Annotated in this window: 18 protein-coding genes; 6 read left to right on the top strand and 12 right to left on the bottom strand. The window is 64.8% G+C overall.

Features of this window, described 5'->3' with window-relative positions:
• Positions 1 to 314: 314 nt before the first annotated feature.
• The 3 genes from FOZ70_RS16860 to FOZ70_RS16850 form a co-directional block, all read right to left on the bottom strand.
• Positions 315 to 1,499 (bottom strand): polysaccharide biosynthesis/export family protein, encoded by a 1,185-nt coding sequence (locus tag FOZ70_RS16860; RefSeq protein WP_219706294.1) that lies wholly within the window; start codon positions 1,497 to 1,499, stop codon positions 315 to 317.
• Positions 1,500 to 2,018: 519 nt separating this feature from the next.
• Positions 2,019 to 4,490, bottom strand: a complete 2,472-nt coding sequence (locus tag FOZ70_RS16855) for a hypothetical protein (RefSeq protein WP_258025644.1) — start codon at positions 4,488 to 4,490, stop codon at positions 2,019 to 2,021.
• 117 nt (positions 4,491 to 4,607) lie between these two features.
• On the bottom strand, positions 4,608 to 7,037 hold the full coding sequence (locus FOZ70_RS16850) for a right-handed parallel beta-helix repeat-containing protein (RefSeq protein ID WP_219706293.1): 2,430 nt from the start codon (positions 7,035 to 7,037) through the stop codon (positions 4,608 to 4,610).
• A 568-nt stretch (positions 7,038 to 7,605) separates the two neighbouring features.
• Between FOZ70_RS16850 and FOZ70_RS16845 the strand changes: the two genes are divergently transcribed.
• Positions 7,606 to 9,807 (top strand): glycoside hydrolase family 3 C-terminal domain-containing protein, encoded by a 2,202-nt coding sequence (locus tag FOZ70_RS16845; protein WP_219706292.1) that lies wholly within the window; start codon positions 7,606 to 7,608, stop codon positions 9,805 to 9,807.
• A gap of 76 nt (positions 9,808 to 9,883) precedes the next feature.
• On the opposite strand, the gene FOZ70_RS16840 is transcribed toward FOZ70_RS16845, so the two are convergent.
• Both FOZ70_RS16840 and FOZ70_RS16835 read right to left on the bottom strand, forming a co-directional pair.
• Complete coding sequence (locus FOZ70_RS16840) at positions 9,884 to 10,057, bottom strand: hypothetical protein (protein ID WP_219706291.1); 174 nt, start codon at positions 10,055 to 10,057, stop codon at positions 9,884 to 9,886.
• Entirely contained in the window at positions 10,054 to 10,632 is a 579-nt protein-coding gene (locus FOZ70_RS16835; protein ID WP_059623195.1) for a DUF4865 family protein, read from the bottom strand. Before FOZ70_RS16835 ends, FOZ70_RS16840 begins: the two co-directional genes overlap by 4 nt.
• 125 nt (positions 10,633 to 10,757) lie before the next feature.
• Here FOZ70_RS16835 and FOZ70_RS16830 point away from each other — a divergent pair, with 125 nt between their 5' ends.
• The 3 genes from FOZ70_RS16830 (at position 10,758) to FOZ70_RS16820 (ending at position 13,176) form a co-directional block, all read left to right on the top strand.
• The gene (locus tag FOZ70_RS16830) at positions 10,758 to 11,615 is read left to right on the top strand and encodes a LysR family transcriptional regulator (protein WP_021159482.1); all 858 of its coding nucleotides are present in this window, start codon (positions 10,758 to 10,760) and stop codon (positions 11,613 to 11,615) included.
• Positions 11,616 to 11,690: 75 nt separating this feature from the next.
• Entirely contained in the window at positions 11,691 to 12,341 is a 651-nt protein-coding gene (locus FOZ70_RS16825) for a DUF2625 domain-containing protein (protein WP_219706290.1), read from the top strand.
• A gap of 247 nt (positions 12,342 to 12,588) precedes the next feature.
• A complete protein-coding gene (locus FOZ70_RS16820; protein WP_021159484.1) occupies positions 12,589 to 13,176 on the top strand; it encodes a YigZ family protein in 588 nt (195 codons plus the stop codon).
• A gap of 66 nt (positions 13,177 to 13,242) precedes the next feature.
• Here FOZ70_RS16820 and ppk2 read toward each other — a convergent pair whose 3' ends face one another.
• The 7 genes from ppk2 to FOZ70_RS16785 all read right to left on the bottom strand — a co-directional run bounded on the left by ppk2 (position 13,243) and on the right by FOZ70_RS16785 (position 20,866).
• Positions 13,243 to 14,193, bottom strand: a complete 951-nt coding sequence (gene ppk2, locus FOZ70_RS16815) for a polyphosphate kinase 2 (protein WP_021159485.1) — start codon at positions 14,191 to 14,193, stop codon at positions 13,243 to 13,245.
• An 88-nt stretch (positions 14,194 to 14,281) separates the two neighbouring features.
• Positions 14,282 to 15,700: an OmpW family outer membrane protein gene (locus FOZ70_RS16810; RefSeq protein ID WP_219706289.1), complete on the bottom strand. Its 1,419-nt coding sequence runs from the start codon at positions 15,698 to 15,700 to the stop codon at positions 14,282 to 14,284.
• A gap of 4 nt (positions 15,701 to 15,704) precedes the next feature.
• On the bottom strand, positions 15,705 to 17,000 hold the full coding sequence (locus FOZ70_RS16805) for an HlyD family efflux transporter periplasmic adaptor subunit (RefSeq protein WP_059492349.1): 1,296 nt from the start codon (positions 16,998 to 17,000) through the stop codon (positions 15,705 to 15,707).
• A 12-nt stretch (positions 17,001 to 17,012) separates the two neighbouring features.
• Positions 17,013 to 18,017: a hypothetical protein gene (locus tag FOZ70_RS16800; protein ID WP_219706288.1), complete on the bottom strand. Its 1,005-nt coding sequence runs from the start codon at positions 18,015 to 18,017 to the stop codon at positions 17,013 to 17,015.
• Positions 18,014 to 20,134 (bottom strand): peptidase domain-containing ABC transporter, encoded by a 2,121-nt coding sequence (locus FOZ70_RS16795; RefSeq protein ID WP_219706287.1) that lies wholly within the window; start codon positions 20,132 to 20,134, stop codon positions 18,014 to 18,016. Before FOZ70_RS16795 ends, FOZ70_RS16800 begins: the two co-directional genes overlap by 4 nt.
• Positions 20,135 to 20,278: 144 nt before the next feature.
• Positions 20,279 to 20,464 (bottom strand): hypothetical protein, encoded by a 186-nt coding sequence (locus tag FOZ70_RS16790; protein ID WP_021159490.1) that lies wholly within the window; start codon positions 20,462 to 20,464, stop codon positions 20,279 to 20,281.
• 225 nt (positions 20,465 to 20,689) lie between these two features.
• Positions 20,690 to 20,866 (bottom strand): hypothetical protein, encoded by a 177-nt coding sequence (locus FOZ70_RS16785; protein WP_006479216.1) that lies wholly within the window; start codon positions 20,864 to 20,866, stop codon positions 20,690 to 20,692.
• Between the two features lie 278 nt (positions 20,867 to 21,144).
• Between FOZ70_RS16785 and FOZ70_RS16780 the strand changes: the two genes are divergently transcribed.
• On the top strand, positions 21,145 to 22,560 hold the full coding sequence (locus FOZ70_RS16780) for a TolC family protein (RefSeq protein WP_059492351.1): 1,416 nt from the start codon (positions 21,145 to 21,147) through the stop codon (positions 22,558 to 22,560).
• A gap of 486 nt (positions 22,561 to 23,046) precedes the next feature.
• Positions 23,047 to 24,084, top strand: coding sequence for an aliphatic amidase (locus FOZ70_RS16775; RefSeq protein ID WP_021159493.1), 1,038 nt, complete (start codon positions 23,047 to 23,049; stop codon positions 24,082 to 24,084).
• Positions 24,085 to 24,110: the final 26 nt, after the last annotated feature.

Below are 24,110 nucleotides of genomic sequence, written 5' to 3'. Positions count from 1 at the left end.
CGATCGCTACTCGCCTGAACGAAGGGACGCGCACGCCTGACGTGCGAGCGTTCGCCGCGGACCACCCCGATCCGCCTGCGCTTCGTCGTTGAGACTGCTTCCGAGAATGTCCTTCATTCGCATTCCGTCATATCGCCATTTTTCACGCCGGATGACCTCGATGCGTCGGGCAGACGGCCCCGCTCGAATGTCTACGGGTAGTAGACCATCCATTTCTGACGTATTGCGTACGTCACATTACATTTTCAATACGTTCCGCCGCACTGCGCTCGAAGCGGGCCGGAACATCGCGACGGCGGCATCCGAAACGCGCTTCACGGCGTAACGGCGCGAGCGGTCAGCGCTCCCTGCGCCGCAGACGGAATCAGCAGGTTCACGACACGGCTCCAGCGCACCAGCGATGACGCGTCGACGAATACGACATCGCGACGCTCGAGCGCGAACTGGTCGGCGAGCGCGTAGGATGCCGGCGCACTCCCGTCCAGGTGATAGACCAGCGGCCGGTTGTCGGGCCCGCGGCGCACCACGTAAATCTGCCGCGCGTCGGACGTGTATTGGCTCACGCCGCCCGTGTCGCCGAGCGCTTCGCCCAGGCTCATTCGCCCGTCGGTCAATGTCAGCGTCGCCGGGCGCGACACCTCGCCAAGCACGAACACCTTCGCTTCGCTCGTCGCACGCACGCGCACCAGGTCGCCGTCGCGCAGCAGGATGTTCGACGGATTCACACCGGCCGCAATCATCGCCGGCAGGCTCACATTTACCGTCTTGCCGCTGCGTGTCACCGCGACTTGCGACCGATCGGCCGCGGTCGTGAATCCGCCCGCGCGATCGATCGCCTCGGGCAGCGTCATCGGCATGTCGTTGACGATCTGCAACCCGGGCGTACGAACTTCGCCGTCGAGATACACGCGCTTGCTGCGATATGCCTGGATGCGCAGTGCAATCTGCGGCTTGCGCACATATTCGCCGAGTCGTCTGGTCAGTGCCGTGCGCGCCTCCGCTTCGGTCATCCCGGCGACGTGCACGAGGCCGGCATACGCGAATTGCACGTTACCGCTCGCGTCGACCGTGTAGCCCGCCGCGACCGAGTTGGTACCGATGTTGTCGCCATTCGTCGCCTGGGCCGTCGGCAGGTTCAGTTCGGGGTGATCCCATACGACGATGTTCAGCACGTCGCCGGGACCGATGACGTACGCCCTCGGCGTGCCGAACAGGTGCCGGACTTCCGCGTCGACGCTGGCGGAACGTGTGGCGTGCTGCTGCTCGACGAATGCCGGCGTGATTTCGATCAGGTCCGCGCTCGACACGTTCTGTACGCCGTCGAGGCCGCCCGCACCCGACGCGGCGACGCCCACGCGTGCATTCGCGTCGCGTTCGGCCGGCGCGCGGTACGTCATGCCGGGCGCAAATGCACATGCGCTCAGCGCACACACGGTCACCGCCGCCGCGAGCAGTCGCGGTGAACCGATCCTCGATCTGGTTTGTGTAGTAGTTGACATCGCGTCTTTCCAAACTGTGCTGGAACCCGCCGACATGACGGATTGCCGCATTACGCTTGCCGGCACGACTCGCGTTGCATAGCCGCGCGGCCCTTGCATTGCACGTCGATCCGTACAGGTCGTCATGAGCGATACCCTGTCGCGCTCGTCTGCAGCCGGTCAGCCGGCGCACCCCATGCCACCTGCATCGCAGCGTCAATCGTCGCCCGATACGACCCCGCGCACCACGCGCCGACACCGCCTGGCCGGTCGTGCTCCGGCCGGGGTGCTCACGCGCTGATACCTGATTGAACACTGTCCGGCACCGCGTGTATGTGAGCAACCTCACCAAAAGCCAATCTTCATACAAGCATCCGATCGCCCCAGACGCTCACGCCCCGCTACGCTGACCCCACCACCGGAAACCGTCGCCCGGCTACCGCAAGCGCGGTCGCCGGATCCGTCGTTGCAAAAAAAAGCGCACCGATCGGTGCGCGTTGGCGTGGAAGGCCGAGTCACGAAGTCTCCATGACGGTCTTGTCAGCCGCTACACCATTTGTTCAGGGTTGCGTCGAAAGTCAAGGTCAGAACCTGACCGGTCGCCATGACGACGTTGGCCCCGGTTGCCGTCTGGATGTTCGCGTTGTTCGCAATCGTGCAGTTCCCGTTGGTCGCAACGATCTTGATCGACTGACCGTCAATCCCGCCGACAAGGTTCGTCAGCGTCGTCGGCAGCGCATAGTTCGCCGTCAGCTTGCTGATTCCGGTCACACTCGGCGTCGAACTAGTGCCGACGAAGCCATTGGCCCAGACCGCCATCGCATTGCCGGCGCTGTCGGCCGTCGGCACACCATAGCTGTACCGAACGAGCCCGGTTGCATTCTCGATGTGAAACTGCCAGGGCCACATTTGCAGAAGGCGCCCGCTTGCCCATGCGCTATTGACTGCGCGCCCGTAGCGGTCTTCAGGAATATATTTGTAGCGACCGGCGACACCGTTGCCTTGCGAAGCGTCGACGCAGATCTTCGAGAAGTATTCGCCGGCCGGGATATACGAGGTATTGGATGAAGACGGCGTAAACGTATAACTGTCCGTTCCTGCCGTCACGCTTCCGGAACGCGTAATGGTGCCGGTGATCCCGAAGATCGTCGCCAGTGTCGTGTCGCCGGTCCCGTTGACGGCATTCACCGGCATGAAGATCGACAGGTTCGGCGTCGTGCCGAACGACCAGCCCGGAATCGGCACGGCACCCGTACCGGTCAGCATCAGGGCCGTGGTGATCTGCTGGAACACGCTGTCGGTCTCGCAATCGATTCTCAGATTGTATGGGCTCTCGGTGGCGATATAGACCGCTTCAGCACATCCGAAGTAATTCCTGAACCTGATCGTGTTATAGCCGACGTTCCCGACGATCACGCCCTTGACCGTCTTCGGGAATGCAAAGGTGAATTCGTTGTCGGTCGGATAAACATTGAAATTCGGGTTCGGCAGAATCTCGGCCGCATAGTCGTTGCGCGCACTCAACGGGAAGTTGATGTCGAACAGGCAGTTGGTAACCTGTCCGATGACGCTGAACATGCGCCCTCCGCTCAGGCCCATCGTCGTCATGCGATCATGCAGCACGATGTTGCGCGCCTGGATGCCGTACAGCGGAAAGCCGGTATTCGACGTGTGCCGGTCCTGCACGGCGAGCGCCGTGCCGTAACTGAAGATGATGTCGATATTGTTCAGGTTGAACAGGTTCGACGAATCGGATCCGGCGGCGGCCGGACTGTCGTCAAGATAGATGCCAAGGCTGGGCGTGTTCGTCGACACGTCGCCGCAATGCCTGATCTTCATCGTATCCAGATTGACTTCGCGTACGTTGGCGCGCGCTTGCGTCGATCCGCTTCCGGTATCCATCCACAGCACACCGCCGCCCCTGAAATACAGGCAGTTCACGTGCGCGACGTCGAGCCAGTCCACGTTGCCTTGCAATACCAATCCATGTTGAAGCGACGTGCACGCGCGATTGCCCTGAAGGGTAAAGTCACGCAGCACGCAACCGGCCAGGACGGCCGTGTTGGATGTCCAGGATACGTTGCCTGTTTGCGGGAGGTCCGTTGCTTCGTTATTGAAACCCGCGTTCAGTACTGTCAGGCATTGACCGGTGACCCCGGCGCCAAACTGGATGATCGAGGTACGCGCCGAATGCCCGAACAGGGCGATCGGCTTCGTGATCGCGGGCAGCGCGGTACCCGAATAGTAGACCCCGGCCGGAAGATCGCCTTTGACCGGCCAGATGGTCATCAGGTAGTTCAACCAAGCCGTCAGGGCCGGGCCGTCGTCGCTGCCGTAGACCACATTCGCCGCCGTGGCGGAAGCACCGGCTGCTTTCGCGAGCGTCACTTGTGTTGCGCTGACGAATGCCGCAATCGTCGTGGAGACCACAAGCGTCGCGACGCCACTTGCATTGGTCGTCGCAATATCGATACGCTTGCCGACGTCCGACACCGTGAACGCGGCCGATGCCGACGAAATCGCCGTCGACCCTGACGTCGTCACACCATCGTTGACGATCCTCGTATTTCCCTTCGCGCCAAAGTATTTGGCGCTGACCGGCAAATTGGCAGGCAGTGCCGCCGGCTGAGCAATCCATACCTGCGTGGTACCTGCTGCAAGATTCACGGCGATCCCGCCGTTGCTCGAGGCCAGCACGGTGGTACGCGACAGCGTGTTTCCGCTCGCGTTGTATGTGCCGATTCCGATCTCCCAGTTGCCACTCGGTGCACCGGCACCGGTCACGGCCTGCAACCCGTAATAGAAGGTATCGGCATTTGCACAAACAGACGAAAACGAACGGAATCCGGTCATTGCACCCGCCAGAGAGAGCGCCCCCGTACCGGTGGTCGTCGTCGTTTCCTGAACACGATCCTGAAGCTGGAATGCCATATCGATCCTCGACATGCGGTTGATGAATACGCTTGATGAAGGTTGACGAAAACGTTGAATGCGGCCCACCGAGCGGCGCATTTGTTTCGAACCTCTCAAAGCTGTCTCAGGCGCGTCCTGAAGCCGTCCCACCGACCCGTCGGATCGGCATGATCCCGGCTTGCCGTCCCCGCCCGGATTTCGACGCGAAGACGCGCGTTACTGCCCCAGTCTCGGAATCATCGTGACGCTCGGCGCCACGCTAAAGGTGACCGTCATCGCATCGCCAGGCTTGAGATCGATCAACCCGTTCGTCAATCCGCACGCATAGGACGCTTGCCCGTTTCGGGACACGCCGATCGACGACACGGTGCCGCCGGTGACCGACAGGCTGACCGCGCTCGGGTAACTGTTCGCGAACGTCCACGGTGACGCACCCACCACCTGCGGAACCGGTATCAACTGCACGCCGAAACCGACAAAACCGTTTTGCGCGATGTTGTCTTCGCTCCACGACGTGTAGGCCCACGAGTTCGACGAGATCAGCGCGTCGATTGCACGGGGATAATTGACCGGCTGGGCCATATAGTTTCCCCGCAACTTGAGCGACGCCCCGGCCGCGAGCGCCCCGACCGTGATGAGGCGGGCAAAGCCGTTGCAGCAGCCGATATTCTCGCCAGTATTGCCGCTGATCTCCGTGAACGACGCGCACGATCCATCCACGTAGATTCCGTCCTTCGAGATGCCGGACAATTGGTTCTTCGAGACGATGCACCCTCGCGTGTTGTACAGCGTGATTCCGGAAACGGCGCTGAGTCCGCCGGTTCCGGTGAACGTGATTGACGCGCCACTGGCGATTCCGCTACCCGTGAAATTGCTGGACAGTGTCACGGTCGGGCCATTTCCGTTACCGGAAACCGACGTCACGTAAGTGCCGACCGGGATATTCGTTCCGGATACACCTTGCCCCACGGCACAGCCGCGTGCCGACGGGTACGGCGTAAACGTCAGCGTGTTGGTTCCAGCCGCCGCCGCGGCCGAGGTCTTGATCGTCTGAGTCGTCATGCAGACCATCGGGGTAAAGACGATGGAAGCACCGCTCGCCACGGTGCCGGTCGTCGCCTTGCTCAGCGTGACGGAATTCGCCGTCACGCCGGTCACGAAGGTTCCGGCCGCGATGTTGGCCCCGCTGACACCCTGCCCGATCGACACACCTGTCGTTTCGTTTCCGGGCGACCCGAAACCGTAGTTGTCGTTGCAGGCGACACCTGTCGTCGTGGCGAACGTCAACGATGTCGCACCGTTCAGGGCCGCCGCGGTGGTCCGAATCGTCGCACCGAACAGGCCGACACCGGAAAAGATCACGGTCCCTCCACTCGGCACGGTCGCACTGCGGTTCAGCGTCACAGTCGATACGCCTGCCGATACGACCGTGCCGATCGGTACGCTTGTCGACCCGTCGAAATACCAGGCCATCATGCCGACAGCGACGCCGGGGGTATTGGCAAAGTTCAGCGTCGTCGATGCGGACGTCGCACCGATCGTCGTCAACGGAAAACCGTTCTTGTTGTTCGGGTCCCACGCATTTGTGATCGTATTCTGCGAAATGTTGACGTGGATGTTGCTTCCGGCCGGCTGCCACAGTCCGATCGGCGTTCCCGCAGCGTTCTTGATCGTGTTGTTGACGATCGTGATGTTCGAGTTATTGAATCCGGCCGTCGCGGTCACGACCAATGCCCCATAACCGAGCGGCCCGTTTGGCGAATTGACGATTGCACCGATATTGGATTGCACGCCGCACGTATCCAGAACGTTGTTGGCGACCGTCACATTGTCGTTGCCGTAAGACTGGTAGACGCTCGTCAACTCCGACGCGACATAAATACCGGCTGCCATCGGGTTATAGATCTGGTTATCGGTCACCGTGATTTCTTGCGCCCCGACAATCGCTATGCCCCGCGCGTATTTGGTTCCAACAACCCGGTTGTTTGCGATCGTGACGCGGCAGGGCCGGACACCCTCGTTGAAATAGCCCACCACCGCAAACGCGTCATCACCGCCGTTGATCACTTCATTGTTCGTGATGGTGATGTCGGAACTGGCCTTCGTGACATGGATGCCGTCATGCCAGACGTCGAGCAGGGTATTGCCGAACACCTTGCCGTTGACGCAACTGCGCATGATCGCGCCACCGCCGGCCGAGTTGTTGAACTTGCATCCCGAAATCTCGAACTGGCTGCAATCCAGCAGGTTGAGTGAACCCGCGTTCTCGTCCGGATAGTACGCGGTCGAATTCTTCGAAAAGAATTGCAGATCCCGGATTTTGAAACGACTGGCGTTGCGCCAGTAAATCACCGAATTTTCGCCTTGCGGTGTCGTGCACTGCAGGATCGAATCCCACCCGGCTCCCATGATCGACGCCGTTGCAGTCAGCGTATTGCTGTACAGGTAAGTTCCCGGCGGAAAGTACAGCGGGATCCCGGCGTCGAGCGCAACCTGGAGTGCCGCCGTATCGTCGGTCACGCCGTCTCCCATCACCCCGAACCGCCTCACGCTCATCGGGAGATCGACCAGTTCCTGCAGAAGCGGTCGGGCGGTCAGGCCCGTTGCATTACCCACAACATATGTAGCCGGAAATTCTGCTGTCATTCACGCGCTCCGTATCGTCGCAATTCAATCTCGATGAAAAAACGTCAAGAAAACGGGGGAATCCGAAGGGAACACCCGTGCACGATCGTTCGTGCGCCCCTACTCCAGAATAGAAGCGGCATACCCGACGAACAGTGCGTGACATGACCGAATCCCGGTTCGATGCATACGCAACGAACCGGCGCACACGCGCTTGCCCCGGGTACTTCTTACCCGATCGCACACGCGCCGTCGGGAACGATGACCGCTTTTCCACCCCGCCGCGCGACCCTGCCCGATAAAGATCGTACGTATCGGTAGAAACACCGATGCTGTAGTCAAACTACATTCATACCATTAGTCGCTGCAGAGAATCGCTACATCCGATTCGGCAGTGCCGGGCGGCCCGCGCGTCGCCGCCCGCGTTGACCGGTCGAGCCCAACCGGCCGTAACGATTCCCCGCCCGGACTGGCATGCCGACGCGCAACCACCCTGCATCGCCAGCCGAATGCGTCCGGTGCGAATCCACCGGACGAGCGCAGCTCCAGACATCATCCGAACAATCGGCAATACGATCAGGAGAGCAACATGCGGGACACACTCTGGCCGGCCGTCGTGCTGGCAGCGACCCTCTGCACCACCGCCTACGCAGGCGATGCCGACTTCAACGCGCAAGGCGATGCGACCGATGCGTTCGCGTCGGCCGCCGCGCAACGACGCGCCGACCTGCTCGTGCGCAAGATGACGCTCGACGAGAAACTACAGTTCATCCATTCGCAATACGAAATGTCCAAGGTGCCGGGTGGCGGCGCCGGCTATATCCAGGGCGTGCCGCGGCTCGGCATTCCCGATCTCAACATGGTCGACTCGGCGACCGGCTCCGGCAGCACGTCGCAGGCCAGCACGACGTTCCCCGCGACGATCGCCGTCGCCGCGAGCTGGGATCGCCGGCTGTCGTACGACTACGGCAAGCAGGTCGCGATCCAGTTGCGCGCGCAAGGATTCGGCATGGGCCTCGGCGGCGGCACCAATCTCGCGCGCGAGCCGCGCGGTGGCAGGCTGTTCGAGTATCTCGGCGAAGATCCGTTGCTCGCGGGCGACCTGCTCGCCGAACGCACGCTCGCCACGCAGCGGCAAAAGGTCATCGCCACGATCAAGCACTACGCGGGCAACGAGCAGGAGCACGGCCGGATGGGCGGCAACACGCAGATCGACGAACGCACGCTGCGCGAGCTTTACCTGCTGCCGTTCGAGATCGCCGCGAAGCGCGGTCGCCCCGGCAGCGTGATGTGCAGCTACAACCGGCTGAACGGCACATACGCGTGCGAAAACACTCACCTGCTGAACGACGTGCTGAAGAACGAATGGGGCTTCCAGGGCCAGGTGCAGTCCGACTGGGGCGCCACGCACAGCACGGCCACCGCGATCAACGCCGGACTCGACGAGGAAGAGGACGTCGGGCCGAGCGTGTACCTGACGCCGACGGCCGTCAAGCAGGCGATCGCGAACGGCTCGGTGTCGACCGCACGGCTCGACGACATGGTGCGGCGCAAGCTCGCCGTGATGATCCGCGTCGGCGTGATGGACGATCCGGCCACCGGCGGCGGCACGATCGATTTCGCGGCCGCGAACCGGTTCGCGCAGGCCGCTTCCGAGCAGTCGATCGTGCTCCTGAAGAACGACGGCAATCAGTTGCCGCTGGCGGCATCGGCGCTGTCGCGCATTGCCGTGATCGGCGGCCATGCGGACGCGGCCGTGCTGTCCGGCGGCGGCTCGGGCAACACGCGCGACCCAGTGTCGGGTTCGTTCGCGGGTTGCGGCGGCCTGACGTTCGGCGCGTCGACCGGGTGCAGCTGGTGGCGCAATCCGTGGTTGAAGGTCGACGTGCCGATCGTCGCGGCCATCCGCGCGCTTGCGCCGGCCGCGCAGGTCACGTATGCGGGCAACAGCGACCAGCAGTCGCCGTTCCGTGCGTATACGCAGCAGGAAATCGACCAGGCCGCGGCACTCGCGGGCCGCTCGGACGTCGCGATCGTCGTGGTGGCCCAGCCGGCCGGCGAGGATTTCGGCGACCTGCAGAGCCTGAGCCTCGCGAACCCGTCGAATCAGGACGCGCTCGTCGAAGCCGTCGCGCGCGCGAATCCGCATACGATCGTCGTCGTCCAGAGCGGCAATCCGGTGCTGATGCCGTGGAAGGACAACGTGTCGGCGATCGTCGAGGCGTGGTATCCGGGCGAAGCCGGCGGCAAGGCGATCGCGAACGTGCTGTTCGGCGCGGTCAATCCGTCCGGCAAACTGCCCGTCACCTTCCCCGCGCGCGATCAGGATTCGCCGGCCTGTGGGCAAAACGGCACGTTCGACAACGACCCGGTCTACGCGGAAAAGCTGAACATGGGCTATCGCTGGTATGACGCGCGCAACATCAAGCCGATGTTCGAGTTCGGCTACGGGCTGTCGTACACGCACTTCGCGTATTCGGGGCTGTCGGTCTCGAAGCAGTGGGACGGGTCGCTGAGCGTCGCGTTCACGGTACGCAACGACGGGCGCGTCGCCGGTGCGGAGATCCCGCAGGTCTATCTCGGCGTGCCGTACAAGGACGAACCGCCGAAGCGGCTGGTCGGCTGGGAGAAGATCCGGCTGAATCCGGGCGAGGCGCGGCGTGTACGCGTGACCGTATCGCCGCGCATGCAGAGCGTGTGGGATACGTCGCGTAACGGCTGGCGGTTCGTGCCGGGCGGCACCGTGTACGTCGGTGCGTCGTCGCGGGATATCCGGTTGCAGGGGCACTGAGCGGCGCCAACCCAGCGGAGGAGCCGTGCATGTCGCGCCCGGCTCCTCCGTCTTCCACCGTCCGCACCGGCGATCCTCACCGGAACAGTAGCGCCAGCAGCGTCGCGAGCGTGGCAATCGCGGCGATCCCCGCCGCGATCCCGGCCAGATGCGCGGCGACCACGAGGCCGGCCGGCAATCGCATGGATGCCGGGCCGCTCACGGCACCCGACGGCCCGGCCCGCGATCGCGACGCGACGCCCGTCGTCATGCTCCGCTCCCTTCCAGCGTATCGAGCAACGGCCTCGCCAGATGCAGCACCTGATACACCGTGCCTGCGCCGCCGTCGTCCGGCTCGTGTTCGGTGACGACGGCACGCGTGAGCCGCCAGCGTAGCGAGTCCAGGCTGACCGCGGCCGCCACCACACCCTGCCGCGCCGCCACTTCGCGATTGCGCGCCACCTCCCGCGCCAGCGTCGCCTCGAGGTCGGCATCCGCCGGAATATCGACGGCTTCCAGACGAACGAAGCGCCCCGTCGACGCACTGCCCTTGCGCGCATCGAGCGCGACCTGCACGTCGATCGGCGCGCGGCCGAAGCTGTCCGTCACGACCCGGTACCGGCCGCCCGTGACGAACCCGGCGAACGCCTGCTCGTTACGCCACAGATAGAACGACGCATAGCCGTTTTCCGTCGCACCGTAGCGGCCCGCCTCGCGCAGCAGGAACCCCTTGAACACCAGGTCCGGCGTGTCGTCCCAGAGCTTGCCGCGCTCGCGCACGCGATGGCGGATGATGTCGAGGTCGTAATCCGCCGGCAGGCGGTGCACGTAGTACGCGGTCAGCATGATCGACTCCTGAAGGGAAACGGAGATTCCGAATGGCTCGAGAACAGCGTAGAAGACCTTGAATCATTTGAAAATACGATGGCAGAATATTTCAATGATTCGATTTCTCAATGAATGAGTGTGCGATGAAAACGCTCGACATCGAAGCCGTGCAGGCGTTCGTGCTGACCGCCGACCTCAAGAGCTTCACGCGGGCCGCCGAGGCGATGGACACGACGCAGTCCGCGGTGAGCCTGAAGATCAAGCGGCTCGAAAGCGGCCTCGGCCGCCGCCTGCTGGAACGCACGCCGCGGCAGGTTCGCCTGTCGGCCGACGGCACCGCATTCCTGGAACCGGCGCGCGAACTGGTGGCCGCCCACCACGGTGCGGTCGGCGCGTTCGGCACCGGCCGGCGGCGGCTGGTGATCGGCGTCAGTCACCATGTCGTCGGCGCCGATCTCCCGATGCTGCTGCGGCGCATGAGCGAAGCGGAGCCGACGCTCGTGCTGGAGATCCGCGTCGCCGCGTCGCGCGACGTGCTCGATGCATTCGACCGCGGCCAGCTCGACGCGGCCGTCGCGCTGCAGCACGACAGCCGGCGGCTCGACGGCGAAACCATCCTGTCGGAGTCGTTCGGCTGGATGGCCGCGACGGATTTCGAGTACCATCCGCCGCAACCGCTGCGGCTGGCCACGCAAGCCGAGCCCTGCAGCGTGCGCCGCATGGCGATCGGCGCGCTCGACCAGGCCGGGGTCGCCTGGACGGAGGTGTTCGTCGGCGGCGGCATCGCGACGATCGGCGCGGCGGTGTCCGCGGGGCTGGCCGTCGCGGCGCTCGGGCATCGCGTGGCGCCCGCCGGCACGGTCGACGTCGGTGCGCGATACGGGCTGCCGCCATTGCCGACGCGCGACGTGGTGCTCCACTCGAGCCTGACCGATGCGCGCGCCCGGCAGGCACTGCGCACGCTCGGCGCGGCACTGCGCTCGTCGGTCGGGGCGCGTTGATGCCGCACGAGCCGGTGCAGGCCGTATCGTCCCGGCTCGACCCATACCGAACCGAACCACCCGGAGAGAAGACACATGCGTCCGCTGGACGAACTGGTCAACGAACGTGAATCCGCCCTGCCGTCATTGATCGAGTGGTCGGCGGCAGCGCGTGATCGTTGCGAGATATTGCCGCCATCGGGCCGGAATGGCGAAATCCTGTCCACCCTTCAGGTCACCACGCGATCGCTCCTGGGGGCCATCGCCTATTCGACCGGCGGCCTGCTCGTGGACGGCGGCTACCTTCGTCTGCTCGGCTCGGGCCATCCCGCGTTGCCCCGGGACATCGTCGGCTGGAATCAGGGACGCTCCTCCGGCTTTCTGTTGGTCGCGGATGATGCCGTCGGCGGATTCTTCGCCTTGAACGGCGGTGCACTCGGGGAGGACACGGGCTCCGTGTACTACTTCGCACCCGACACGCTGGAATGGGAGCCCCTCGGGATCGGGTACGGCGACTTCGTGCGATGGTCGCTCGGCGACACGTTGAGCGACTTCTACGCGAGCATGCGCTGGCCCGGCTGGCAGGCCGATGTCCAGCGACTGACGACGGATCAATGCTTCAGCTTCTATCCATTCCTGTGGACGAAAGAAGGATCGGTCGAACGCAGCAGCCGTCGGGCGGTCGACGTTGCCGAGCTGTATGCGCTCCAGATCGACGCCGGCGCCAAGACGTCAAGGCAACCGTGATCCGGTGGACCTGCCTTCGAATCCGGGACGTCGAGTCCCGTGGCCAAGCCGGTGCGCTTGGCCGCACCTGAGCATTCACATCGGCATCGCGTTTTGACGGCTTCGAAAGGCGTCGATGCGCGCCACGGTAAAATTCCTGTTTCATCCCGCCCGCTCGTGCCGCCGCCCGATGCCTGCGCGGGTCGATATCCAACGCATCGCCGGCCGTCATCATCTTGATTTCCCTACACCTTTCATCTCGCGACGCATGAGTTACTCGCTCGCCACCACCTGCATCCGCGAACTCGAGATCCGCAAGAGCCGCTTCATCGGGTTCGCGATCCCCGTCGACGATCGCGACGCCGCGATGCACGCGCTGCAGCGCCTGCGCGACGAGCATCCTGCAGCCACCCACGTATGCTGGGCGTTGCTGGCGGGTGGGCAATCGGGCATGTCGGACGACGGCGAGCCGTCGGGCACCGCGGGCCGGCCGATCCTCGAAGTGCTGCGCCATCACGATCTCGACGGCGTGCTCGGCGCGGTCGTACGCTACTACGGCGGCGTGAAGCTCGGCGCGGGCGGACTGGTGCGGGCCTATACGGATGCGATCGCATCGGCGCTGCTCGACGCCGAGCGCGTCGAACGTGTCCGCTACACGCGGCTCGCGATCGAGATCGGCTACCCGGACGAGGCACGCGTGCGCCGCTGGATCGAACAGGCCGGATACACGCTCGTGGACAGCGCGTACGGGATGACGGTGAAGCTCTCGATCAAGCTGCCGGAAAACGCCGAAGCCGCGGCAAGAACCGAGCTGTTCGACCTGACGCAAGGGCGCTCGGGATTTCCGGCGACGTGACGCGCGGGCAACGCGTCCGCGCTCCCCGCGTGGCCGGACGAATCCCGGCGCCGGTCAGTCGGTCGGTCAGTAAGTGTCCGGGACGATCATGTCGTCCGGCACCGGCCGACGGATGTAGTCCTCGTGATGCTCGCGCGGCGGCAGGTCGATCGGCGCGTGCGGCACCTCGTGATACGGCACCTGCTGCAACAGATGGTGAATGCAGTTCAGCCGCGCGCGCTTCTTGTCGACCGCCTGCACGACCCACCACGGCGCTTCCGGAATGTGCGTGCGAAGCAGCATCTCTTCCTTCGCGGCCGTGTAGGCTTCCCAGCGGCGGCGGCTCTCGAGATCCATCGGGCTCAGCTTCCATTGCTTGAGCGGATCCTCGATCCGGCTCTGGAACCGCACTTCCTGCTCGTGGTCGGTGATCGAGAACCAGTACTTGACGATCTGGATCCCGCTGCGCACGAGCATCTTCTCGAACTCGGGCACCGAACGGAAAAACTCCTCGTATTCGTCGTCGGTACAGAAGTTCATCACACGCTCGACACCCGCGCGGTTGTACCAGCTGCGGTCGAACAGCACGATTTCGCCGCCGGCCGGCAGATGCGCGACATAGCGCTGGAAATACCACTGCGTGCGTTCGCGGTTGTTCGGCGCCGGCAGCGCCGCCACGCGGCATACGCGCGGGTTCAGCCGCTGCGTGATGCGCTTGATCGCGCCGCCCTTGCCGGCCGCGTCGCGCCCCTCGAAAATGACGACGAGCCGGTGCCCCGTGCTCACGACCCAGTCCTGCAGCTTCACGAGTTCGCCCTGCAGGCGGAACAGCTCGCGGAAATACTGCTTGCGCGCTTCGCGCCGCTCCTGCGAAAACAGCAGGTCGTCGCTGTCGTCGAAGCGGCGATCGTCGAGCTCCATCTCGAGTTCTTCGTCGTAAGCGTCGACCAGGTCTTCCTCGAAGCGGCGCTGGCGCGCTTCCATCGATTCGAGATCGGCGCGGTTGTCGGTCTCGGTGCGGTTATCGTTGTCGCCCATGGGGCCTCCTTCCATCGTTGACGCAGCCAAACGCCGACATTATCCCAGCGTCGCGCGTCAAATTCATGAAAAAGGGCCGGCGCACCGGTCAGAAGCGGAACGCGAGCAGCACACTCGCCAGCACGGGGTTCGCGGCAATGTCGAACGTGTTCGACGCGAGCTGACGGTTCGGCTGGTCGATATCCAGCGTAATCTTCGTACGTAACGGGATATAGGTCACCATGCCGGTGATCCAGAACCGGCGCGTGATCTGGTAGCTCGCGCCGACGGTGAACACCGGCTCCCACACGCTCTTCACCTTCGCCGACACGTTGGTCTTGCCCGACAGCAGCAGGTCGCCGCCGGCATCCCAGATCCGCTGGAACAGCGCCGGGTCGAGCAGCAGCGACTGCAGGCTGCCGATGTCCGCGCCCGCCGCGAGCAGCCCGCCGAGCGACGCGAGCTTGCGCTGGAACACGGGATTCAGGTTCGTGTTCGTGAAGCGCGTATAGCTGACGCCGATGCCCGCGAACGGGCGGAAACGGTCGTCGCGCTCGCCGAGGTAATACTTGAACACGACGGACCCGAGCCACGCGCGCGTGGTCGCGAGCGGGTTGCTTTGCGTGTTCGCGAGATCGATCAGCGGAAAGCGCCCCTGGACACCTGAAAAGATCCGGTCGAGCGGTAGCGCGATGCTGCCGTGCCCGCGCAGCGTCAGTACCGGCGGAATGCCCGCGCCGAGTTCGGCCGCCCAGTTCTCCGAGAAAAAATGCGTCAGCGTGAACGCCAGCGTGTTCGTGTTGCCGAGCGACAGCTGCGACCCCTGGTTCTGGAAGCTGTTCAGCCCGAGTGCGTCCGTGTGCGTCGTCACGGGCGTCGATCGGCCGGTCGTGCCGACGAAGTGCCAGCCGAGGCCGACCATGTTGCGGTCGTCGCCCATCAGTTGCGTCAGCAACGGCGGCGCCTGGGCGGCAGGCAGATCGGGCAGCCGCGACGGATCGACCGGATGCAGTTCGTACGGCATCCGGTCGGCGTGGACGACGCCGGGCGCCGGCATGTCGCCCGCCGCCGCGTCGCGCGGCGCGGCCGGATCGCAGCCGCCAACGGCGCCACCGGAGGCACTGGCACCGCCGTCGTCGAAGCCGATGCCGTCCGAGCCGTCGTCGGGCGCTGCCGCGCATGCGCGCCCCGCCCCGCCGGTTCTCTGGCCGAGCGTGATCTTGCGCGCCGTCAACGGGACGGCGTCGGGTTGCGGCCCGTCGGCCTCTTCTCCGTATCTACCGTGCCTGCCGCGCGCCGGCCCCGCGTCGGTCGCCCATGCGCTCGCGTCGAACCCGTCCGCGTCGCCGCCCGGCCAGAAGCCGATCCCGTCGGCGCCGGCCTGCCAGCGTGGTTCGGCCTCCGCGTCCGGCTGCGGTGCGCCATGCGCGGCGGCCGCGCACGCGAACAGCGTCGCGCCGAGCCAGCGCGACAGCGGACGCACGGCGCCCGGCCGCGCACGGCGGCGGTACGTGTCCCGGCTCGCCATCGGCTCAGGCCGGCACGCCGAACAGGCGTTGACGGATCCGGTACAACGGCTCGAACAGCCATTCGAGCAGGCTGCGCCGCTCCAGCACGATGTCGGCCTTCAGCATCATCCCGGCCCGCAGCGACAGCGGCCGCCCTTCGAACGCCGGCGTGCGGTCGGCCAGCTCGACCCAGGTCTTGAAGTAGGTCTGCGGCGTGGCGGCATCGCCCGGCAGGTTCAGCTCCTTCGCGGAAAACGCGACGGGCGAGATCGACAGCACCTTGCCGCGATACGTGCCGAACTTCTCGACCGGATAGCTTGCGTACGCAACCTTCACCTCCTGCCCCTTCTTCACGAAGCCGGCCTTCGACGACGGAATGTAGACCTCGGCGATCAGCCCGTCCGCCTTCGCGGGCAGGATCTCGACGACGCGCGTACCCGGCGGGTCGATCACGCCGCCCTGCACGACGTCGAGCCGCACGATCTGCCCGTCGGCCGGCGCGTACAGCACCTGGTTCACGTTCTCGTCGATGTTGTATTCCTTCGCGTTCAGCTCCTCTTGCTTGATCTTCAGCTCCGCGTTCGCCCCGTCGTACTTACTCTGCATCGTGTCGAGGTCGCCGCGCAGCTTCATCGCGTTCTTCGCGAGCTCGGCGCGGCGCAGCAGCAGGTCCTGGTATGCCTGCCCGGCCTGCAGGTACTGCGTGTTCACCTGGTTGTACTGCTCGAGCGTCACGACCTGTTCGTCGAGCAGCTGCTTCACGCGTGCGCGCCGTTCGCCGTACTCGTCGACGATGCGCCTCTGGTCCTGGATCTGCCGGTCGATCAGCCCGCGGCTCTCGCCCTGCGCGGCGATCTGCTGGTTGATCTGCTGTACCGACGACCGGTATTCGAGGCGTGCCGCGTCGATCTGCTGCGTGACCTCGACGCGCTGCCGGTCGAGCGCCGCACGCATCCCCTGCACGTTGTTCGCCTGGCTCACGAAGCTCGTGTCGCGTGTCACCGCCAGCAGCCGCTGGCCGGCCTTCACGTGCTGGTCCTTGCCGACGTAGACGTCGCGCACGGCCCAGCCCGGCGGCGCGCTGACACCGATCAGCCCCGAGCGCGGCGTCAGCATCCCCGACACGCTCTCGGTATTCGCGTAGCTCAGTTCGACGAGTGCGGTCACGAACATCGCGAACATCGCGAGCGACAGGTAGCAGAAGAAGCGCATCGACACCGGCACGTCGACGACGCCGTGGATCACGGTGCCGAAGGTCGTGCCGCGCGCGAGCTTGCGCGACGGCTTCTGTTCTCGGAGGGCGGAGTTCCAGGTCGGCATGGGGCAGGCTCGTCAGGAGCGACGCCGCGCGGCCGCATCGAGCAGCGGCGTCGGCATCAGGTAAGGCGTGAAGTGTTCCCAGAAATGCCACTGCTCGGGCTGCCGCACGAGCGCCTGTTCGAGACGGTCGACGATGCGCTGGTGCGTGGCGCGCACCGGCGACGCGTCGTCGTCCGCGCCGAGCATCGGCACGAGCGGGCTGTCCGCGAGCTCGGTGAAATGGACCGCGCAGCGATCGCGGAACGGCACGCCCGTTGCATACGCGACGAGCAGCGGAATCCCCTGCTCGACCGCGAGCTTCACGCCGCCGCCGGCCATCCGCACCCAGCGGCCGCCGAGCCGGCAGCGGTTGGTCTTGCCGAACTTGCCGTGCAGGTCGGAGAACAGCAGGAACACGGGCGCCTCGCGCCGCAGGCTCGTGATCAGCCGCCGCAGGTGCACGCGCTCCTCGATGTCGATGAACTCGACTTCGCCGGCGCCGTATTCGGCGACGAGCCGCAGCGCATCGTCGAAGAACGCACCGGGCGCATCCCGGTGCAGGATCACCATCAGCTTGCGGTCGTCGGGGATCATGAAGCGCAGCTTCGTGACGAACAGCATCAGGTTGCCGAAGTGCAGCCCCGCGAGCATCAGCGGGCCGCCGCGCGCGAGTGCCGCCCGCAGCTGCTCGTCGCCTTCGCACGCCATCCCGTCGATCATCGACTTCATCGATTCGAGGCTGTGCGTGCGCAGCTTGAGCCCCGCGAATTCCGCTTCGAACAGTTCGCGCACGATCGCCGCCGACACATCCCGCACGCGTCGCGGATCGTCGTTCAGGTGCGCGCTCAGCATGTACGCAACCGCGCGCTCGATCGACTCGCGAATGCACGGAAAGCAGCGCAGGCACGCGCCCGAGCACCAGCGCATCAGCCGCAGCCCGCGCGCCGGCGACGTGCGCAGCGCGACGGCCCGCACCGCGCGCCGCACCAGGAACGCATACGAGAAAGGATTGAGCAGGAAGAGTCGCCCGAGCATCACCGTGTCTCCTCGGCCGCACGCCACGCATCGGTCGCGTCGGTCAATACGCCGTCGTGCATCTGGTAGATCCGGTCGACCATCGACAGGATCGACGCGTCGTGCGTGACGAGCACGATCGTGCACGGCAGCGTCAGCACGTTGCGGCAGATCTCGTGGGTCGTCGCCTGGTCGAGGTTCGACGAGAATTCGTCGAGGATCAGCAGGCGCGGCTCGCAATACAGCGCCCGCGCGATCAGGAGCCGCTGCATCTGCCCGGCCGACAGGAATTTCTGCGTATCGCCGAGCGGCGTGTCGTAGCGATGGTCGAGCCGCTCGATCTCGTCGTGGATGCACGCGAGCTTCGCCGCGTCGAACATCGCGCCGATGCGCGGCGCGGGCGCGAAGTTCGTGATGTTGTCGCGGATCGTGCCGCGAAACAGCTGGTCGGACTGCGTGACGGCCGCGAGATGCTTGCGGTACTGCCGCAGGTTCACTTCCGCGAGATCGACGCCGCCGACGAACAGCGTGCCGGGCTCGGGCCGCACGAGCCCGCAGATCAGGTTCAGCAGCGTCGTCTTGCCGCTGCCGGTGCGGCCGACGATCGCGATCTTGCTGCCGGCCGGCACGTCGAGCGCGATGTCGCGCAGGATCGGGCGGTTGCCGCCCTTCGGCGTGTACGACAGCGCGCGGATGGAAAGCGTGCCGTCGAAACCGTCGACGGGCCGCACGACCGCGTCCGGCGCGGGTTCCTCGGTCTCGGTCTGCAACACGTCGGCGACGCGGTCCATGTGCACCTGCAACACCTTGCGGCGCACGTAGAGCTGGATCGAATCGATGAACTTGTCCGCGAACAGGTTCTTGTACTGGATGAACGCGTAGATCACGCCGATCGTGCTCTGCCCGTGCATGACGAGCCACGCGCCGTATGTGACGATCACGAGCTGCTCGACGTGCACGATCCCCTTCGACACCGCATCGAACAGCAGTTGCAGCCGCTCCTGCTGGCGCATCGCCTGCAGCTTCTGCGTGAACGCGTTGACCCACAGGCTGCTGCGCGCGGTTTCGGCCGACAGCAGCTTGATCGAGTGCGCGGAGCGGATGTTCTCGATCAGCAGTGCGTCGGCTTCCGCGCCGCGTGTGAGGATCTGCGACATCGCGTCCTGCAGCTGCGGCTGGATCGCGAGCCGGCTGAGCGCGAACAGCACCATCCCGGCCAGGCTGATGCCGGCCAGCACCGGGCTGTAGTACAGCATCAGCACGAGCGTCAGCGTGCAGGTGACGATATTGAGCAGCCCGCCGACCAGCCCGTCGACGAGAAACCGCCCGACCTCCGACACCGACGACACGCGCGAGATCGAATCGCCGGTGTTGTGGAACAGGAAATAACCGATCGGCAGCCGCGCGAGATGCCCGACCATGTTCGCCGACAACTGCTGCGACACGATGTTGCGCAGGTAGCTCTTGATGTTGCCGACGAGGTTCGCGTAAAGCGTGTCGAACAGGAACACGATCGCGAACAGGATCGTCAGCAGGTACAGGATGTCGACGTCGGTCTTCTTCAGCGCCTCGTCGATCGTCAATTGCACGTACGACGGGCCAAGCAGCAGCAGGAGCTGCGCGGCGACGCCGCCCGCGATGCCGATCGCGAGGCTCTTGCGAATGCCGGTCAGCCCTTCGAGGTAGTCGCGCAGCCGGATCCGGTCGGCCCGCCCCGCCCGCGTGAAGCCGATATCGGGATTCAGTTCGAGCGCGTAGCCCGTGATGTGCGTGAGCGCCTGCGCGAGCGGCAGCTTCGTTTCGCCGAGCGCGGGATCGACGATGTGCACGCTGCCGTAGCCGACCTTCGTCAGCACGACATAGTGGTTCATCCCCCAGTGCAGGATGCACGGCGTCTTGAGCGCGTCGAGTTCGCCCGCGTCAAACTGCAGCCCGCGTGCGCGCAGGCCGAGATCGTTCGAGATCTCCATCAGGTCGAAGAACGACAGCCCGGAATCGATCCGGACCGGATAGCGGTTGCGCAGCGCGCGCAACGTCGTTTCGCGCCCGTGCCACGACGCGATCATCGCGAGGCAGGCCAGGCCGCACTCCGTCACCTCGTCCTGCAGGACCGGACGGACTTTACGCGTATTGAAGAGCATGGTCGGGCACCCGGGGCGCGACGACACGCCGCCCGGGCCTGCCGGTGCGGGCCCGTGGCGGGTCGTGCGCGATACGCAAGGGCACAGCCGGCACGCTGCCGGCTGCGACGGAAGACCGGTGTTACCGGCCGCCTGGCGAGCCGCTCAGCGCGACGAGCCGAGCGACATCCGGAACTGTTCGACGGCGCGGGCCTGGTACTGGGTCATCAGGCCCTGCAGCGTGGTCCCGATCGACTGGTTGACGAGATCGACCGTATAGGCGGCCGAATTGGAGTAAAGCGACGCGCCGCCGCGAATCTGGCGGGCCTGTTCTTCCGTGATGTCTCGCATTTGTTGTGGCCTTTATATTGTCGGAATGCCCGCCACCGTCAGCCAATTGCAATCTCAATGGCCGTTTACATTATTACGGAGATAATCCGGCACTCCCGCCTCCTGACAATCGCCCGAACCGGAAATAATGCATTCCGGATTCGCTTTATTGCCACTTCGGCGATCGATTCTTTTCCTTCTGTTTCGCGGCATTTCGCGCGGGGGGCGCCTCCCCGCGCACGGCGGTTACTTGCCGGTGTTATTGAACGTCTTCGGGTTCTGCAGGTAATTGCCGAGGCTCGGCAGGAACTGGCCGAGCGCGGTCACCACCGGCGCGGCATCAACGGCGAGGCTACCCAGCGAGCTGATCGCACCGCCGCCATGCACATTCCTGACCTGTTCCGTCGTCATGACCTTCATCATTCTCTCCTCGTAAAAAATAAAGATGATGCAAAGAACCTTCATAGAAAGACAAACGGCTTTTAATCCCTAGCGACTTGTTAATCTAATAATCACTGCGATTACGAGCCGAAATCAGGCTATCATGCGGGCGCATCGGAATTCAATGGAGGACACACTCTTACAGGCGCGTTTTCCGATGCGCCACGGATGGCAGGCATTCACGCTGTTTGAATTTCAATTTCAATACGTTTAAATCCCGGCGCAATGCATTGCGGCACGGGCAGGAGACGGAGACGGCCATGTTTGAAACGAGGCGCGCGAATTGCGGATCGGCGACGCGGAATTCGGGTAATTCCCTATCAAGTTTTACGACTAGGTGGAATCCCCGACTTGCAACCGTGACATTGTTCGCTGTAACGATAGCCGGCATGTCGGCGAACGCGCGTGCGTTCTGCCTCGACACCGCCTACCAGTACGCGGTCGTGCACGATCCGCGCTACCTGCAGGCGCGCAGCGAATACGATGCGGCCCGCCAGAAATTCCCCGAAGCACGCGCGCAGATGTTGCCGCAGGCCGCCGCGCAGCTCGAGTGGGGACGCTACGGCACGCACGCGAACCTGTTCGGCATCGACGTCAGCGGATCGAGCAATGCCGCATACGGTTCCGCGCAGGTCACGCAGGCGCTGTTCAACGTGCCCTACCTGTACGACATGCGGCGCGCGACCGAGTACGAGGAATCGGCAAAACAGAAGCTCGAGGTCGCGAAGCAGGACCTGATCCTGCGCGTCGCGAACGCGTGCTTCGACCTGCTGAGCGCGCGCGAGAAACTGCAGTCGGCCGACGACGAAGTGAACGCGCTCACCCGGCTCGAAAGCGATACGCGACGCATGGCACAGCTCGGCATGAAGACGATCGGCGACACGGCCGAAATCGAGGCGCGCCGCAGTCTTGCGCAATCCGACGAAGCCCTCGCGCAAACCGACGTGGACGCGCGCCGTGCGCGCTACGAGACGCTGCTCGGTTCGACGATCGATTTCTCGCGCTGGCCGCGGCTCGCGATGCGCGGCTCGTCGCCGCGCATTCCGTCGGGCGACTACGCGCCGCAGGACAACCCCGCGTACCGGCAGGCGTACCGCGACGTCCAGGTCGCGCGGCTCGCCGCGAAGCGCGTCAGCGCCGAGCACTTGCCGACCGTCGACCTGTTCGCGTCGTATTCGCGCGGGCTCAACCCGAACCTGCGCGGCCTGACCGATCGCTCCGACTTCCATCAGAGCGCGGTCGGCGTGCAGGTGACGATCCCGATCTTCTCCGGCGGCAGCGTGTACTACCGGCAGGTGGAAGCCGAGCACGTGACCGAGCAGTACCGCAACCGGCTGCGCGAAGTCGAGGAGCAACTGGGCACCGATCATCGCGAGGCGCTGTCCGCACTCGAATCGGTCGGCAAGCGCATCCGCGCGCTTCAGCAGTCGCTGCAGGCCGCACGGCTCGCATACGATTCGTCGATGAAGGCGCATCAGGTCGGCTACAGCACGACGTACGAAACGCTGAACCTGCGGCGCGACATCTCGGGCATCCGGCAGAAGCTGTTCGACAGTTATCTCGATGCACTGAAGCTGCAGCTGAAGCTGAAAAGCGTGCTCGGCACGCTCGACGAGCAGTCGTTGATCGCGGTGGACAGCTTTCTCGAAAGCAATGCGGCGAGCGACCGTGGTTAAGCGTGGTTGAGCGTGGGTCGGCGCGCATCGCGCTTCGCGCAAAACGGTTGCACACGCAACCTTGATGACCGATGCCGACGCGCCGGCCGGTCGATCCATCGAGGCCGGCGCGGCACGACAACGCGCCGTCGTTCACGCAAGCGTGCGTCCGACCCCGCTCGATCGCGCGGCGCAATACACGATCCCGGACGCATGCCGCGCCCTCACCGCGTGCAGGGGTATACGCGATGTTGCATCCAAAAAAAACTTTGCCTAGAGTGCATCCCATCGATCCGGCGGACAAAGACGTCCCACGATCGTGCGCAGCGCGCGCCCGCTAGCCCGCGCTTCGCCGGCCCCGTTTCGGGCCGCCCATCCGCATTCCCGTTATCCGACAGCGTTGTCGGATGAACGGACCGGCAAAGAAGCCCTTGCCTCGCTCGTCGAGGCAAGGGCTTTTTTTTGTCTTTCGAAAACGCACGTCTTCACCCGAACCAGGAGCACACCATGCGTCATGGCGATATTTCCAGCAGCAACGACGCCGTCGGCGTCGCCGTCGTCCAGTACAAGATGCCGCGCCTGCACACGCGCGCCGACGTGATCGCGAACGCCCGCGAAATCGCGGAGCGCGTGGTCGGCATCAAGCGCGGCCTGCCCGGCATGGATCTCATCGTGTTTCCCGAGTATTCGACGCACGGGATCATGTACGACGCGAAGGAGATGTACGACACCGCATCGACGATCCCCGGCGAGGAAACCGACATCTTCGCGGCCGCGTGCCGCAAGGCGAACGTGTGGGGCGTGTTCTCGCTGACCGGCGAGCGCCACGAGGAACACCCGGACAAGGCGCCGTACAACACGCTCGTGCTGATCAACAACCAGGGCGAGATCGTGCAGAAGTACCGCAAGATCATGCCGTGGGTGCCGGTCGAAGGCTGGTATCCGGGCGACTGCACATACGTCGCCGAAGGGCCGAAGGGCCTGAAGATCAGCCTGATCATCTGCGACGACGGCAACTACCCGGAGATCTGGCGCGACTGCGTGATGCGCGGCGCAGAACTCGTCGTGCGCTGCCAGGGCTACATGTACCCGGCGAAGGACCAGCAGGTGCTCGTGTCGAAAGCGATGGCGTTCATGAACAACTGCTACGTGGCAGTCGCGAATGCGTCCGGATTCGACGGCGTGTACTCGTATTTCGGCCACTCGGCGATCGTCGGCTTCGACGGCCGCACGCTCGGCGAATGCGGCGAGGAAGAGAACGGCGTGCAGTACGCGGAGCTGTCGGTGAGCCTGATCCGCGACGCGCGACGCAACATGCAGTCGCAGAACCACTTGTACAAGCTGCTGCACCGCGGCTACACGGGCAAGATCGGTTCCGGCGAATCGCCGAACGGCGTCGCGCAATGCCCGTTCGAGTTCTATGCGAACTGGGTGAACGACCCGGACGGCACGCGCCAGGCCGTCGAACGCCTGACACGCGCGACACCCGGCACGCCCGAATGCCCGATCGAAGGCATTCCGTCCGAAGCGCCCGCGCATCGCTGAACCCGCGCCCCGCCCGGCCGTTCGCA

Source organism: Burkholderia sp. COPS, from assembly GCF_019425585.1.
In the GTDB taxonomy this organism is placed as follows: domain Bacteria; phylum Pseudomonadota; class Gammaproteobacteria; order Burkholderiales; family Burkholderiaceae; genus Burkholderia; species Burkholderia cepacia.
This window is presented reverse-complemented; position numbering and strand designations above follow the sequence as displayed.